This window comes from Halarcobacter sp., assembly GCF_963676935.1.
Classification (GTDB): Bacteria; Campylobacterota; Campylobacteria; order Campylobacterales; family Arcobacteraceae; genus Halarcobacter.
This window is the reverse complement of sequence record NZ_OY781470.1, coordinates 2,471,892-2,487,651: the sequence shown is the minus strand read 5'-3', so window position 1 is coordinate 2,487,651 and position 15,760 is coordinate 2,471,892. Positions and strand designations below refer to the sequence as shown.

Genomic DNA, 15,760 nt, shown 5'->3' with positions numbered 1-15,760 from the left:
CCTTTAGATTGATTTATCAAGTATTTTTTCTACAATAGCAGAATTAACTATATTGTTTTCACCAAATTCACTAAAACCATGTTTTTTCAATAAAGGGATAACTTTTTCTTTAATCTCTTTATCATCAGTATATTTTGAGATTTTTAATTCAACACCTAATGATTTATAAAGATTTTCAATTTTATTTATCACTTCATCAGGATTTTGAGTATCCATATTAAATACATTTTTACCCATTTGAAGAAGTTTATCTCTTTTATGCTCTTTTAACACTCTTAATAGGTTAGGTTGAATAATGGCAAGTGTTCTAGCATGGTCAATTCCATAAAGTCCACTAAGTTCATGTCCAATATAGTGTGTTGCCCAATCTTGAGGTACACCTAAACAAATAAGACCATTTAAAGCTTGATTTGCCAACCACATTAAGTTTGCGTACCAAAGGTCATCTTTGTTTTCTATTGTTGAAGCTAATTTAAGTAAAGCTTTTAAAATCCCTTCACTATAATTATCTTGTGCCAACATACCATGTTTATAAGTAAGATATTGTTCACAAGTATGAATAAAAGAATCAATAAGTCCATTTACTATTTGTCTTTCATCTAAACTTTTTAATACATCAGGGTCTAAAATTGCAAACTTTGGAAAAGAGTGTTCAGATCTAAAAAATCTTTTCTCTTTTGTTTCACTTTTAGTGATAACTGAACCTGTATTTGATTCACTTCCTGTTGCAGCCAAAGTTAAAATAGCTCCGATTGGTAAAGCTTGTGTTGAAATGTGTTTACCTTCAAGTATATCCCAACCATCTCCATCATAATAATAAGAATTAGCTACATATTTTGCGCCATCAATTACAGAACCTCCACCTACAGCTAATATATAATCAACATTTTTTTCTTTTGCTAATTTTATTGCATTATCAAGATTTTCTTTTGTAGGGTTTGGTTCTACTCCACTAAATTCATACCAAGTGTATCCTTCTAAAGAGTCTACAACTTGTTGGTAAACACCATTTCTTTTTATACTTCCCCCACCATATATAAATAATACTTTGTAGTTTTTTGGAATAAATGAAGATATAGTGCTAATTTTACCTTGACCAAACTCGATTCGAGTAGGATTTAAATATGAAAATTCCATTTTTTTCCTTCTTTAGAAATTTTTAATTTAATAATTTTTCAGAAAGATTTTATACCTTTCTGAAAGGAATTTAATATATTAAATCCCTTTATCCCATAACTTTATCTGGTAACCAAAGAACAATCTCTGGAAAAAGCATACAAATAATTAGAACTGTTAAATTTACTAAAATAAAAGGTGTAACTGATTTATAAATTTCACCCATACCAACTTCTGGTGGTGCAATACCTTTAAGGTAAAATAATGCAAATCCATAAGGTGGAGTTTGTACCGCAATTAAAATATTAATAATCATTAAAACACCAAACCAAATTGGATCATACCCTAAACTTACAGCAATTGGTGTAAATAGTGGTGCACACATCAATACAATAATAAACTCATCTATAATAAATCCAAGGAAAAGCATAATAAGTTGAAACATAATAATAATCATAATTGGAGGTAAATCTAATCCATGAGTAAAATCTGCAATCATCCCTTGAATCCCCATTAGTAAATGGAAGTTACTAAATACAGAAGCACCTAAAATAATCCACATTGCAACACTTACTAAGATACCTGTTTGTAAACCAACAGTTCTCATCATCTCCAATTTAAATCTTTTAAAGAATATGGCAAGTAAAATTGCTCCTACTACACCTAATGCTCCAGATTCAGTTGGAGTTGCAACACCACTAATAATACTTCCTAGTACAACAAAAATTAATCCAATAGAAAGAAAACCATCTCTAAATACTCTTAATTTCTCTTTACCTTTTAGTTTTGGTAAACCAGGATTGTTTTCACTAAGTAGTGGAGCATTTTCAGGTTTGATTCTTGAACTAATTATAATATATGTAATTAATAAAATAATTGTTACAAGCGCTGGAACCATTGCACCTAAGAACATTCTACCTACTGAGTTTTGAGTTGAAGCTGCAAACATAATCATTGGAATACTTGGTGGAATTAAAATACCTAAAGCTCCACCTGCCATAATTGTACCTAATGCAAGTCTTTTATTATATCCAGCATCAAGCATTGGTTTTAAAGCAATACTTCCTGAACTCATAATCCCTGCACCAATAATTCCAACCATAGCTCCAATCATTGAACAAATAAAAACAACACTTATTGCTAAAGAACCTCTGATTTTTCCAATTAGTAATTGGCTTGCTTTAAACATAGCATCACCTATACCAGATTGGGTTAAGAGTTGTCCCATATAGATATAAAGCGGAATAGCTAATAAAATAAAACTAAAAAATGTTGATTCAACTGTAGTTGGGATTACATTAAAAATTCCATCTCCCCAAGTGAAATATCCTATTAACATAGCAATTCCACCTAAAGCTAAACCAACAGGAGCACCTAATGCAAAGAATATTAAAATACAAAATAATAATACCACTGTTAATAATTCAATACTCATCCTTAGACTCCTTTTCAATTAAAGGTAAACCAGTAAATAAATGGTAAGCCTCTTCAATAATATCTCTAAGTAATTGGATAGCAAAAACTACACTTGCCACACCTAACATTACCCAAAAATGCCACATTACTGGTGCCCATTCACTTTGACGTCTATAATCAAACTCTATAGCTTCATTAAATTTTGTTATGGCCATATAACATACAATTATTAGGAAAAATATCCCCAATGAATAAGAGATTAAATTAAAGATATTTTTAACTTTAGGCGAAACTGATAAATAAAGAATATCAACATTAATATGAGATTTTTTTTGTTGAGCATAAGCTCCCCCTAAAGCAGCAATATATCCAAATAGAAACAGTGATAAATCGTATGCCCAAATTGTTGGTGCATCAAATACATATCTTGCAACTACTTCAAAAGCAACAATAAACGCAAGGACGGGCATCAATAAAGATGTCCCTTTCCCTAACCACATGACAATTGTATCAATTGTCTTGCAAAAAATTTGTAAGAATTTTTTAAACATGGTAATACCTGTCAAATTCTAACTATTTAGCTTGATTTCTTAATACATCAATTAACTGTTTGCTGTATTTATCTTTAGAAGAGTACTCGTCCCATAGACCAGCACCTGCATCATGCCAAGCTTTTTTATCCGCTTCAGAAGGTTCTGGAGACCATTTTAAACCTTTAGCTTCCATTTGAGCAACAGCTTCTTTTTCCCATTTTCTAGACATAGTTAATTGGTTTTTAGCGTGAGCAACTGTAGCATCATAAACACCTTTTTTCTGAGCATCAGTTAATTTATTCCATGCATTTCTATTTACAACGATTGGTAAAACTTGAGCACCAGCTAAAGGAAGTCTATACATATATTTTGCAACTTCAACATGGTTTCCATCTCTGTGGTCAATCATATTAGAACCAATAGAACCATCAATAACACCAGTAGCTAAACTAGTATAAATTTCACTCCAAGCTAATGAAACAGGAGAAGCACCTAAGTTTCTTAAGAATTTACCATATGCACCAGGAGCTCTAATTTTAAGACCTTGGAAATCAGCAACAGATTTAATAGGTTTTTTAGTGATGATATAAACTGGTGGTTGAATGTAAGGCTCTAACCATACTAAACCTTGAGAACCATAAGCTTTTTTAAGAATTTTATCCCAACCATCTTCATGGAAAAGTTTGTATAATTTATCAGTATCAGCAGTACCACCTGGTAAACCAATTTCAACTACACCAGCAGGTAATTCACCAGCATGCATAGATTGAAAAGGAGCAGCCATAGTAATAAGCCCAGATTTAGTAGCACCTAAAAGACCAGAAGTACCTACACCTTCACCTGAAAATAATACTTGAACTTTAATTTCACCATTTGTATTTTTTTCAATATCTTTTGCTAATTGTTGATATAAATCACCAAATGCAGTTCCTCTACCGTATAGATTTGAAAATCTCCAATTTTGAGCAGCTGCTGCTGTTTGCGCAACTGACATTACACCTAATAGTACAACTAATGTAGTCATTACTATATTTCTTTTCATGTTAGTAAATAAATTTAACATAAGTATCCCTTTCTTTTGTTTTATTTCTTTCTCTAGCATTTGTCTTTTTTAGTAAATTCTATATATTAGTTTTTCACTACGTCTTTAAATAATTCTTGGAATTTATCTAGTCCTTCATTTACAATTTCATCACTAATTGTTAAAGCAGGTAAAAATCTAATTACATTGCTGTTAAAACCACAAGATAATAGAATTAATCCATATTCAGTAGCTTTTGCAGTAAGTGCTTTAGTTAACTCTGCATTTGGTTTTTCAAAATCACCATCTTTCATTAATTCTAAAGCAATCATTGCACCTTTATTTCTTACATCACAAATTAAATCTGGGAATTGAGCTTTCAATTCATTTAATCTTTTATTGAAGATATCACCAATTTGATTTGCTCTGTTAATTAAGTCTTCTTCCTCAATTATTTCTAAAACAGCTAATCCTGCTGCACAACCAACAGGTGAACCACCATAAGTTCCACCAAGTCCACCAGGAATAGCAGAATCCATAATTTCAGCTTTTCCAACAACTCCAGATAGTGGGTAACCACCAGCAATACCTTTAGCCATTGTCATTAAATCTGGTTCAATACCAGCATATTCAATATTGAACATTTTACCTGTTCTAGCAAATCCAGTTTGAATCTCATCTATGATTAATACAATTCCATTATCATCACAAATTTTTCTTAGTTCTTGTAATAGTTCTACTGGAGTTTGGTAAAAACCACCTTCACCTTGAATTGGTTCAATGATAATTGCCGCAACATCTTCAGCTAGAATATCTACTTTAAATAGATTTTTTAATGCAGTTAAAGTATCTTTAACGCTAGTTCCATTAAAGCTTGTTGGATATGGTAAGTGATAAATTTCAGCAGGAAATGGACCAAACCCTTTTTTATAAGGCATAGTTTTTCCAGTAAGAGCCATAGTCATATTAGTTCTTCCGTGGAAACCACCATTAAATGCAATAATACCTCTTCTTCCTGTGTGAGCTCTTGCAATTTTTACACAGTTTTCAACAGCTTCAGCACCTGTTGTTACAAACATAGCTTTTTTCTCAGTTTCACCTGGAGCTACTTTAGTTAATTTTTCAGCTAATTCAACACCTACTTCATATGGAGTAACTGTAAAACATGTGTGACTGAAATTTTCAATTTGTGCTTTAACTGCTTCAATAATTTTTGGATGGCTGTGTCCAGTATTACATACAGCAATACCTGTTCCAAAGTCAATTAATCTATTACCTTCAACATCCCAAACTTCAGAGTTTTTAGCCTCTTTAATATATACAGGGTAAGCATTACCTTGACCTCTAGCGAAAACTTTATTTTTTCTTTCTTGAAGGTCATTATTGTTTGTTACTTTTACCTCTTTATTCATTGATTGAATCCTTATATAAATTTAATTATTTAGCTTGATTTCTTAATACATCAATTAACTGTTTGCTGTATTTATCTTTAGAAGAGTACTCGTCCCATAGACCAGCACCTGCATCATGCCAAGCTTTTTTATCCGCTTCAGAAGGTTCTGGAGACCATTTTAAACCTTTAGCTTCCATTTGAGCAACAGCTTCTTTTTCCCATTTTCTAGACATAGTTAATTGGTTTTTAGCGTGAGCAACTGTAGCATCATAAACACCTTTTTTCTGAGCATCAGTTAATTTATTCCATGCATTTCTATTTACAACGATTGGTAAAACTTGAGCACCAGCTAAAGGAAGTCTATACATATATTTTGCAACTTCAACATGGTTTCCATCTCTGTGGTCAATCATATTAGAACCAATAGAACCATCAATAACACCAGTAGCTAAACTAGTATAAATTTCACTCCAAGCTAATGAAACAGGAGAAGCACCTAAGTTTCTTAAGAATTTACCATATGCACCAGGAGCTCTAATTTTAAGACCTTGGAAATCAGCAACAGATTTAATAGGTTTTTTAGTGATGATATAAACTGGTGGTTGAATGTAAGGCTCTAACCATACTAAACCTTGAGAACCATAAGCTTTTTTAAGAATTTTATCCCAACCATCTTCATGGAAAAGTTTGTATAATTTATCAGTATCAGCAGTACCACCTGGTAAACCAATTTCAACTACACCAGCAGGTAATTCACCAGCATGCATAGATTGAAAAGGAGCAGCCATAGTAATAAGCCCAGATTTAGTAGCACCTAAAAGACCAGAAGTACCTACACCTTCACCTGAAAATAATACTTGAACTTTAATTTCACCATTTGTATTTTTTTCAATATCTTTTGCTAATTGTTGATATAAATCACCAAATGCAGTTCCTCTACCGTATAGATTTGAAAATCTCCAATTTTGAGCAGCTGCTGCTGTTTGCGCAACTGACATTACACCTAATAGTACAACTAATGTAGTCATTACTATATTTCTTTTCATGTTAGTAAACATCTTGTTCCCTTCCCTTGTTTTATTTTTTACCATTTGTAAATAGTTTTATCGAAAGTATTCATACCGTACTTATTTGGGAGTTAAAGATTATAATCAAACAAGTAAAATATGAATATTTCAGATAATTTAATTATTGCTGAAAAGAGTAGTGAAAAAGTAACCATTAAAACGTTTTTTTTAGATAACTAAGTATAAAGAATTATTAGGTTTTATAAAGTAACATTTATATTAATTGATAGGAATATAAATAGAAAATTCTACTCCTTGATTAATATTTTTAACACTTAATTGTCCTTTCATATTTTGTTCTATAATTATTTTACTCATATATAAACCAAGACCTGTTCCATTGTAGCTATCTTTTGTTGTAAAATAAGGTTCAAAAACTTTGTTTATAATTGATTCACTAATGCCTCCAGCATTATCTGAAATCATAATTTTAATATGTGTATGGATTCGTTTAGTTCTTATTAAAATGTGGGGATTATCAATGTTTTTTTCTAAAAAAGAATCCTTAGAGTTTGTAATTATATTTAATAAAACTTGAGAAAGTTCACTTTCAAAGCCATAAATTAAAACATCATCAGATATTTTATTTTCAATTTTAATACTGTTACTTTTAAAGCTATCATCTATTAGAAAAATTGTTTGTTGAATAGCATCTTTTACAGAAAAAGATTTTTTTTCTTTATTTGGTTTAAAGAAGTTTCTAAAGTCATCAATAGTTTTTGACATCTTTTCTGTTAAGGCATTACTTAATACTATTTGTTTATCTAAATATTCTTTATTAAGTTTATTTAGTGAGTAACGAAGATGTATATTTTGTATGATTGTGCTTAGGGCACTAAGTGGTTGTCTCCATTGGTGGGCAATCATACTTATCATCTCACCCATTTCTGCTAACTTTGATTGTTGAATTAAAAATTGCTCTTGTTTTTTTCTATTATTAATTTCTTCTTTTATTCTTACATCCAAAGTATTGTTTAGATGTTCTAATTCACGAGTTTTTAATTTCAGTTTTCTATTTGAAAGTTCTAACTCTTGAGTTCTAATTTGTACTTTTTTCTCTAAAGTACTATTTAACATCTCAATCTCTTCTTTCACTTTTGTTAATTTTCTAATATATCTTCGTTGAAGTATATATGTGTATAAAATTAGCAAGAGAATAAAAAATAAAAAAGTTATAATACTCCAAAACAGTTTATAATCGATGCTTTTTTCATATTTAATAGTAACCCATTTATTAATGATTTTTTGTTTTGTTTCATCACTTATTGAGTCTATTATTTTTTCAAAAATACTTAGAAGTATTGGGTCATCATTTCTTACCCCTACAGATAGTTTCCATTGCTCATCAAATTTTCCTGAAATTTGTAAACTTCCATAATACTCCTCTTGAAATGCATAAGCTACATTTAGGTGAGTTGTAACTTGACCAAATATCTCTCCCCTTTCAACTCTTTTTAACCCATCTCTTAAATGGTTTACATCTACAATCTCTAAGTCGGGGTATTTTCGTCTTATTATTTCATTGTATGCAAAGTTTTTTTGAATACCAATTTTTTTATTTTTTAGAGCACTTAAATCACTAATAAAACTCACATTTCTTTTTGTAACTAAAACAAGGGGTGCTTTTACATAAGGTTTTGTGAAATTCATATAACCTTGTCTTGATTTAATATCCATAACAAAAGATAAAATATCACATCTTCTATTTTTCATATATTCTAAAGACTGAGTCCAATCTTTTGTTTCTATTAGTTTTAGTGGGATTCCAATTTTTTTCTCAAAATCTTTCATATAATCAGCAACTATACCAATATGTTTATGGTTTTCTATTTTTTCATATGGCATCCAATCGGGATCTACACATAGATTTATATGGGATTTTTTATCTAAATAATCTATCTCATCTTTTGTGAAAATTATAGGTAAATTTGCTAAATCTTTTAAAAACCATTTATCAAAAAGCTCTTTTTCCTCTTTTATAGAAATTGAATTTAATCCTTTTTCTAAAATTGATTGAAGATATATTTTATTTTTGCTTGTAAAAATAAATAGTTTTGATGGTTGAAAACTTATAGATGGGATAGCTTTTAGATCAATGATTAAATTGTTTTCTAAATATTCTTGAATAATAATTGGTGAAGCAATAAGTGCATCAACTTCTCCTGCTAAAAGTTTTTGAACAGACTCTTTCATATTATTAGTTCTTTCAACTTTTATATTGGATAATTTCTCTTTTAAATTAGGAATTGTACCTAATTGATTTACTACTGCAACTTTTTTATTTATTAAATCACTAAAAGAGTTGATTTTATTATCTTCTTTTCTAACAAATAAAATTCTTTTGATTTGTAAAATTTCTGAAGAATATACTCCTAAATCATTTTCAATACTATCATTATTAATCATTGGTGCTAAATCAATTGTTTCCTCTTTTATTGCTAAAGGAATTTGTTCTTGTTTAACTTTTATAGGTTTTATTTTTATATTATATTTTTTTATTATATTTTTTAGTATATCACTTACAAATCCATCAATTTTATTATCTTTATTTATATAAGTTAAAGGATAAAGTTCAGATACACCTATTTTTATTTCATTATTCTCTAGCCATAGCTTTTCATCTTCAGTAAGTGCAGAAGAATCTGCATATAAAATATTTAAAAAAATAAAAATAAAAAAAACAAACCTCAAATAACGACTCCAAAATATTTTAATAATTATATCACACGCATTCCAAGATTATAGAAAAAGTAACTCCATCTTTGGTATTAGTTACATAGATTTGCCCATGATGATTCTTTTCTATAATTATTTTTGACATATAAAGACCAATACCTGTGCCATTTTTTTCTTTTTTTGTTGAGAAATATGGTTCAAAAATAAAATCGATATTTTTTTCCTCTATTCCTCCACCATTATCATAAATTTCTATTTTAATACCATTATCTATATCTTCAGTTTTCACTTCAATTTTTGAATTTTTTATCTCTTTTTCTAAAAATTTATCTTGTGCATTTTTTAGTAAATTGATGATTACATGAATTATTTCATTCTCATAAATATTGATTTTCTTTTCACTTTTAAAATCAAGGATAACTTCTATATTATTTGTTTGTAAATCTTTTTGAATGATTTTTAAAGCATTTTTTATAGGTTTTTCTATGTTTTCTAAAACTAAAATTTTATCTGTTTTATAAAAGTTTCTAAAATCATCAATTGTTGTAGTTAAATTTTGTACATAAAACTCTATCTCATCAAGTTTGTTAGTAAAAAATTCAGATTGTTCATCTCTTCCTTGTTTTGTTTCTAAATCAAATTTTCCTGATAAGAGTTTATATTTTAGATTAAATGAAGCTGTACCAATAGAAGCTAAAGGTTGTCTCCATTGGTGGGCAATCATACTTATCATTTCACCCATTGCTGCAAATCTTGATTGAGCTTCCATAACTTTTTGTTTTTCTTCATTTTTTTTAATCTCAATCTCAAGTTTTTTATTTTTCTCTATTAATTCTTCTCTTAATACTTTAGGTTCTATAGCTTTTATTAAACACTCTTCTAGTTTGTAAATATCAATAGGTTTTAGTACATAAGAGCTAATGTTTAACTCTATAGATTGCATTAAATATGTAGTTTCTTGATGGGCAGTTGTAACAATTACTGGAATATCTTTATCTATTTCTCTAATCTTTTTAATCATCTCAAGACCATCAAGCTTTGGCATTTTTATATCAGTTAAAATTAGGTCAATTTTTTTTTCACCTGATTTAAAAATAGACAAACCCTCTTGTCCATCTTTCGCACATATTACATCTATTTCAAATAGATTTAGAGTTTCAGTAATACCTTTTTGGATAATTGACTCATCTTCGGCATAAAGTACTGTTATATTTTCTAAAATTTTGTTATTTATCATAATATCTCTTTTGGCGTTTTGAATAGTATATCACTAAATAGTAGTCAAATAATATTACCCATTAGTATATAATAGTATATATGATTATAATATTAATATGCTTTTATTGCATATTTAAAGTCTTAAAATGATAATATAATATTCTCTAAACACCCATGTAAAAGGAACTTAATGGACTATGGTTTATTAAAGAAATATACAAGAGATTTAAATGTACTTTTTGTAGAAGATGATATTGATTTTAGAAAAGAGTTTTCTGAATTACTTCAAGATATTTTTCCTAAAGTTACCACGGCAGTTGATGGGATAGATGCACTTAATAAATATAAAGATTATAATAATAGTACTGGCAAATACTATGATTTAATAATTTCTGATATAAAAATGCCAAATTTTGATGGAGTACAATTAGTAGATTCTGTATATAAAATCAATGATAAACAATTAATAATAATCCTTTCTGCAAGAAATGAATTTGAATATTTATTGCCTTTGGTTAATTTAGGGATACATCAATTCTTTACAAAACCAATTGATTACAATTATTTTTTAAATGATATTTTTAAATTGTGTAATCAAATTTATCATACTAATTTAAATAAAGATGATGGTATTCTAAGAATTAATGAGTCTTTAATTTGGGATAAAAATAAAAAGAAATTGATACAAAATGATAAAGCTATAGACTTAACTAAAAATGAGATACGTTTTGTAGATACAATTTTAAATAATAATGGAAAAATATGTACTGTTGATGAACTTATAAATATTATTTGGTATGAAGAATTTGATTTAAATCCAGATATCTCTCACTTGAAAAGTCTTATTTATAGACTACGAAAAAAAGTTCCAGGTTTACATATTAAAAATATATATGGTATGGGATATACTCACGAAATAAAATAGAATAAAAAATTAGTGAAGAGAAGAACTCTTCACTAAAATATTATAAAACAGGAGACTTGATAACAAGAAGTTTTTCGTTAGTCATTTCTTCCATAGAGTCGTGAATACCACCAACACCAAGACCAGAAGCCTTAGCACCACCAAATGGCATCCAGTCAACTCTAAATGCAGTGTGGTCGTTAACCATCACAGTAGTACCGTTGATTCTCTTAACAGCTCTTAAAGCTTTGTCAAGATTCTTAGTAAATACAGCAGCTTGGAAAGAAACCTCTAAAGAGTTAGCTCTGTCAATAGCCTCTTCCATGTCAGAATATGAATAAACACAAACAACAGGACCAAATACCTCTTTAGTAGAAACTAAAGCATCATCAGCAGGATTTAGTAAAACAGTAGGCTCATAACAAGAATTAGAGATTCTCTTACCACCAGTTAATACCTTAGCACCTTTTTCAACAGCTTCATTAACCCACTCTTCAACTCTGTTAACTTCATTGTTGTTAATAAGTGGACCAACTTCAGTTTTAGGATCAAGTTGATTACCAACAACTAACTTAGAAGCATAATCAGAAAGTTTAGAAGCTACTTCATCAACAATAGATTCGTGTACGTAAACTCTTTGAACAGAAACACAAACTTGACCAGCATGATAGAAACCACCTTTACCTAAATCAGGAATCATAGCATCAATGTCAGCATCAGGCTCAACAATAACAGGAGCAACCCCACCATGCTCTAATGCTACACGTGTACCATTGTTAACTTTAGAATTTAAATACCAACCAACAGCACCAGAACCAATAAAAGTTAAGAAACTAACTTTAGGAGATGTAGCTAATAATTCCCCACCAGTTCTGTCACAAACAACAGCTTGAGCCCAACCTTTAGGAAGACCAGCTTCTTCTAAGATTTCAACAAGTCTAATAGCAGACATAGGAGTTTGAGTTGCAGGTTTAATAACAACAGGACACCCAACAGCAATTGCAGGGATAACTTGGTGAATAGCTAAGTTAAAAGGGTGGTTAAAAGCAGAAATTGCAGCAACAACCCCAATAGGTTCTTTAAATGTATAAGCCATTCTATTAGCAGATGAAGCAGTATGCCCCATAGCAACCTCTTTACCTTCTAAAGAACCTAAAGCTTCAATTGCAAGCTTAACACCATTGATAGCTCTGTAAACTTCAACTTCAGAATCCATCCAAGGTTTACCACCTTCAGAAGCACAAAGTTTAGTTAATTCTTCAACTTGTGAAGACATAATTTCAGCAACTTTTTCTAAGATAGCAACTCTTTTATATTTTGGTAGATGATTTTCATGATCTAAAAAAGTTTCATGTGCTAAATCTATTGCTGCTTGTACTTCTTCATTTGTACTAAATGGAACTGTCCCTACTACGCTGTCATCATATGGTGATGTTACTTCTATTGTACTCATTTGTTTTTTTCTCCTTTTAAATTCTAATTATAATAAACACTCTTTTTTAGCTAGTAACTCATTTAAAATCGAATGATTTAATGAGTAATCTACTGCAAGGTCAATTAAGTGAACACCTTTTCCGTTAACACATTTTTCTAATGTTTCTTCAAACTCTTCACAAGACTGTGGTCTGTGTCCAGTTGCTCCATAAGATTCTGCATATTTAACGAAATCTGGATTATCAAGGTCAAGACCATATGTATCAAATCCCATACCTGTTTGTTTCCATTTAATCATTCCATATGCATTATCATTTAGGATAATTACTGTTAAGTCTAATCCTAATCTAACTGCAGTTTCCATCTCTTGAGAGTTCATCATAAATCCACCATCACCGCAAACGGCAACAACTTTTGAATCTGGATTAACCATTTTTGCTGCCATACCAGATGGTAAACCAGCTCCCATGGTTGCAAGAGCATTATCTAATAATAAAGTATTTGGTTGTGCACATCTATAATTTCTTGCAAACCAGATTTTATATACTCCATTATCAAGTGTTACAATATCTTTATCATCTAACGTTTGTCTAATAGTTCTAACTGCTTTTTGAGGTAAAATTGGGAATCTTGTATCACCAAAGTATTTAGAAAGTCTAGTTCTAATCTCATCTGCTAATCTTATATAATAATCAAAGTCCCAATGTTCTTGTTTAGATATTGCATTAGTCATTTGTTCAACATTTTTAGCAATATCACCAATTAAGTCTAATTGTGGAAAGTATGTATCATCAACTTCAGATGGGAAAAAGTTTACATGTAAAACTTTTGTAGAACCCTCTTCATTTTCCATAAAGAATGGTGGTTTTTCAATTACATCATGTCCTACATTGATAATTAAATCTGCTCTTTCAATTGCGCAGTGGATAAAATCGTCAGCTGATAATGCTGCAGTTGATAAACAAAGTTTGTGATTTTCATCAATTACCCCTTTACCCATTTGAGTAGAGAAGAATGGAATACCAGTTTCGTTTACAAAGTTAGTTAATGCATCACCAATTCTTGTTCTATTTGCACCTGCTGCAATTAAAAGTAGAGGTCTTTCTGCTTTTTCAATCATTTTAACTGCATCTAAAATAGCAGTTTTATCTGCATATGGTCTTTTATAAGGTCTAACTGGATAGATATTTTCTTCAACTTCTTCTTCAGCAATATCTTCAGGAAGTTCAATATGAACTGCACCTGGTCTTTCAGTTGTTGCAATTTTAAATGCTTCTCTAACCATAGATGGAATATTATTTCCATTTACAACTTGTTTTGCATATTTAGTCATTGGTTTCATCATACCAACAATATCAACAATTTGGAATCTTCCTTGTTTAGATTTTTTAATTGGTTTTTGACCAGTAATCATCATCATTGGCATACCACCAAGTTGTGCATATGCTGCAGCTGTCGCAAAGTTTGTTGCACCAGGTCCTAAAGTTGAAATACAAACACCAACTTTTCCTGTTAATCTTCCATAAGTTGCAGCCATAAAACCTGCACCTTGTTCATGTCTTGTTAAAATTAGTTTAATATTTGATTTTCTTAATGATTCTAAAAAGTCTAAGTTTTCTTCACCGGGAATACCAAAAATATATTCAACACCTTCGTTTTCTAACGCTTTTACAAATAAGTCAGATGCTTTCATCTTATCTCCATTTTATTTTATATTAAATTATATGTTTGGATTTTCACACATTTTGTTTTAAATTGATGTTAAGTATCACAATTATGTTACCACTTTATATCTTTTTTGTAACAAATGCGAATATTCGACACAGTCGCTCTTATAATATTATATTTTGTTTAAATTATTTATTTAAAATCAATTTATAATATTAAAAAAATATAAGTAAAATTTACTATTTTTTGAGGATATTTATTCTTGGTATACTACAGTTTTTAGCGATGATTGTATAGATATTTTTGTCATATCTCAATGATAGATAAGACTCTTCATCTTCAGGATTTTTAATTATCCATGCGTTACGTCTATCAAACACAATTTCACAAAAATTAATTTTTTTACATTGTGAATATAATTCATTTTTTAAAGATTCAAATGAAATATTCTTAAAATTTTTTATTTCAATTTTTTGAAAATTTTTATCAGAAGATTCAATAATCTCATTTACTTCTTCATCTTTTTCTTTTTTTATATTATTTAAAGGTATATTATTTATATATTTATAAACACTTGATATAACACTAATTGTAAATATCATAATAAATATATTTAACAAAGAGTAGAAAATTGAAAAGTATTCACTTACAACTTTTACTAAAAAACCTATAGCTAAATTATAGACAAAACTTACACTAAGTGAAAAGATAATAGGAAAAATAATTATCATAACAAAAGTTAGTAGTTTATATTTTTTAGTTATGTTCCAACTTTGTTTAAAACTCATATTGTAATCACATGCAATAGCTGGAAATACAAGTGACAATCGACTACTTAGGATAACTGCAACACCTATAGCAATAAAAATACCTACAGTTGGTATTAGTGAAAGTAAAATAGTTGGTATTGCTATTATGAAACATAATTGTATAGATTTTAATAAAAATTTAAATTCTCTTTTCCCTAATATTGGTGAACCATAATTTGATACAGCATTATTTCCTAATATAGAAACTCTGTGTGTTGTGATTGCTATTGAAATATTAAGCATCATTAGTAGAAAACTTATTAAAAAAATTGTAATAAGTTGATTAAAATTAAAATTCCCCTCTTTTAGAGCAGAAATACTACTTGTATTTAAAGAGTTAATGAAAAAATAATCAATTATAATTATTAATAAAATAGGTATTAAAAGTTTTTGAAATAAGTTGTTAAAATTTTTGAAAATAGAATCAAAAGTTGAAACAAATATTTTTTCATACATAATTTAATCCTTAACCTATAATTCATAAAATTATATAAGATAAAAAATT

12 protein-coding genes are annotated in these 15,760 nt (G+C 29.1%); 1 reads left to right on the top strand and 11 read right to left on the bottom strand.

All coding sequences use genetic code 11. The features are described from left to right. Positions 1-3: 3 nt before the first annotated feature. The 8 genes from ACKU4C_RS12155 to ACKU4C_RS12120 form a co-directional block, all read right to left on the bottom strand. Positions 4-1,137, bottom strand: coding sequence for an iron-containing alcohol dehydrogenase (locus tag ACKU4C_RS12155; protein WP_321312363.1), 1,134 nt, complete (start codon positions 1,135-1,137; stop codon positions 4-6). An 88-nt stretch (positions 1,138-1,225) separates the two neighbouring features. Then, positions 1,226-2,551, bottom strand: a complete 1,326-nt coding sequence (locus ACKU4C_RS12150) for a TRAP transporter large permease subunit (protein WP_321312361.1) — start codon at positions 2,549-2,551, stop codon at positions 1,226-1,228. Beyond that, positions 2,541-3,083, bottom strand: coding sequence for a TRAP transporter small permease (locus ACKU4C_RS12145; RefSeq protein WP_321312358.1), 543 nt, complete (start codon positions 3,081-3,083; stop codon positions 2,541-2,543). Before ACKU4C_RS12145 ends, ACKU4C_RS12150 begins: the two co-directional genes overlap by 11 nt. Before the next feature lie 22 nt (positions 3,084-3,105). Beyond that, positions 3,106-4,128 carry a TRAP transporter substrate-binding protein gene (locus ACKU4C_RS12140; RefSeq protein WP_321312357.1) on the bottom strand — a complete coding sequence of 341 codons (1,023 nt, stop codon included), beginning with the start codon at positions 4,126-4,128 and terminating at the stop codon, positions 3,106-3,108. A 65-nt stretch (positions 4,129-4,193) separates the two neighbouring features. Beyond that, positions 4,194-5,498 carry a 4-aminobutyrate--2-oxoglutarate transaminase gene (gabT, locus tag ACKU4C_RS12135; RefSeq protein WP_321312356.1) on the bottom strand — a complete coding sequence of 435 codons (1,305 nt, stop codon included), beginning with the start codon at positions 5,496-5,498 and terminating at the stop codon, positions 4,194-4,196. A 25-nt stretch (positions 5,499-5,523) separates the two neighbouring features. Beyond that, complete coding sequence (locus ACKU4C_RS12130; RefSeq protein WP_321312354.1) at positions 5,524-6,537, bottom strand: TRAP transporter substrate-binding protein; 1,014 nt, start codon at positions 6,535-6,537, stop codon at positions 5,524-5,526. Positions 6,538-6,765: 228 nt separating this feature from the next. Continuing rightward, positions 6,766-9,237, bottom strand: coding sequence for a transporter substrate-binding domain-containing protein (locus ACKU4C_RS12125; RefSeq protein ID WP_321312352.1), 2,472 nt, complete (start codon positions 9,235-9,237; stop codon positions 6,766-6,768). Positions 9,238-9,268: 31 nt separating this feature from the next. Continuing rightward, the gene (locus ACKU4C_RS12120; RefSeq protein ID WP_321312350.1) at positions 9,269-10,459 is read right to left on the bottom strand and encodes a hybrid sensor histidine kinase/response regulator; all 1,191 of its coding nucleotides are present in this window, start codon (positions 10,457-10,459) and stop codon (positions 9,269-9,271) included. A gap of 171 nt (positions 10,460-10,630) precedes the next feature. Between ACKU4C_RS12120 and ACKU4C_RS12115 the strand changes: the two genes are divergently transcribed. Then, positions 10,631-11,365, top strand: a complete 735-nt coding sequence (locus ACKU4C_RS12115) for a response regulator transcription factor (RefSeq protein WP_321312348.1) — start codon at positions 10,631-10,633, stop codon at positions 11,363-11,365. Positions 11,366-11,405: 40 nt separating this feature from the next. Here ACKU4C_RS12115 and ACKU4C_RS12110 read toward each other — a convergent pair whose 3' ends face one another. The 3 genes from ACKU4C_RS12110 to ACKU4C_RS12100 form a co-directional block, all read right to left on the bottom strand. Next, the gene (locus tag ACKU4C_RS12110) at positions 11,406-12,797 is read right to left on the bottom strand and encodes an aldehyde dehydrogenase family protein (protein ID WP_321312346.1); all 1,392 of its coding nucleotides are present in this window, start codon (positions 12,795-12,797) and stop codon (positions 11,406-11,408) included. 27 nt (positions 12,798-12,824) lie between these two features. After that, complete coding sequence (locus ACKU4C_RS12105; protein ID WP_321312345.1) at positions 12,825-14,471, bottom strand: acetolactate synthase large subunit; 1,647 nt, start codon at positions 14,469-14,471, stop codon at positions 12,825-12,827. A gap of 214 nt (positions 14,472-14,685) precedes the next feature. Continuing rightward, a complete protein-coding gene (locus tag ACKU4C_RS12100) occupies positions 14,686-15,711 on the bottom strand; it encodes a hypothetical protein (protein ID WP_321312344.1) in 1,026 nt (341 codons plus the stop codon). Positions 15,712-15,760 lie beyond the last annotated feature (49 nt).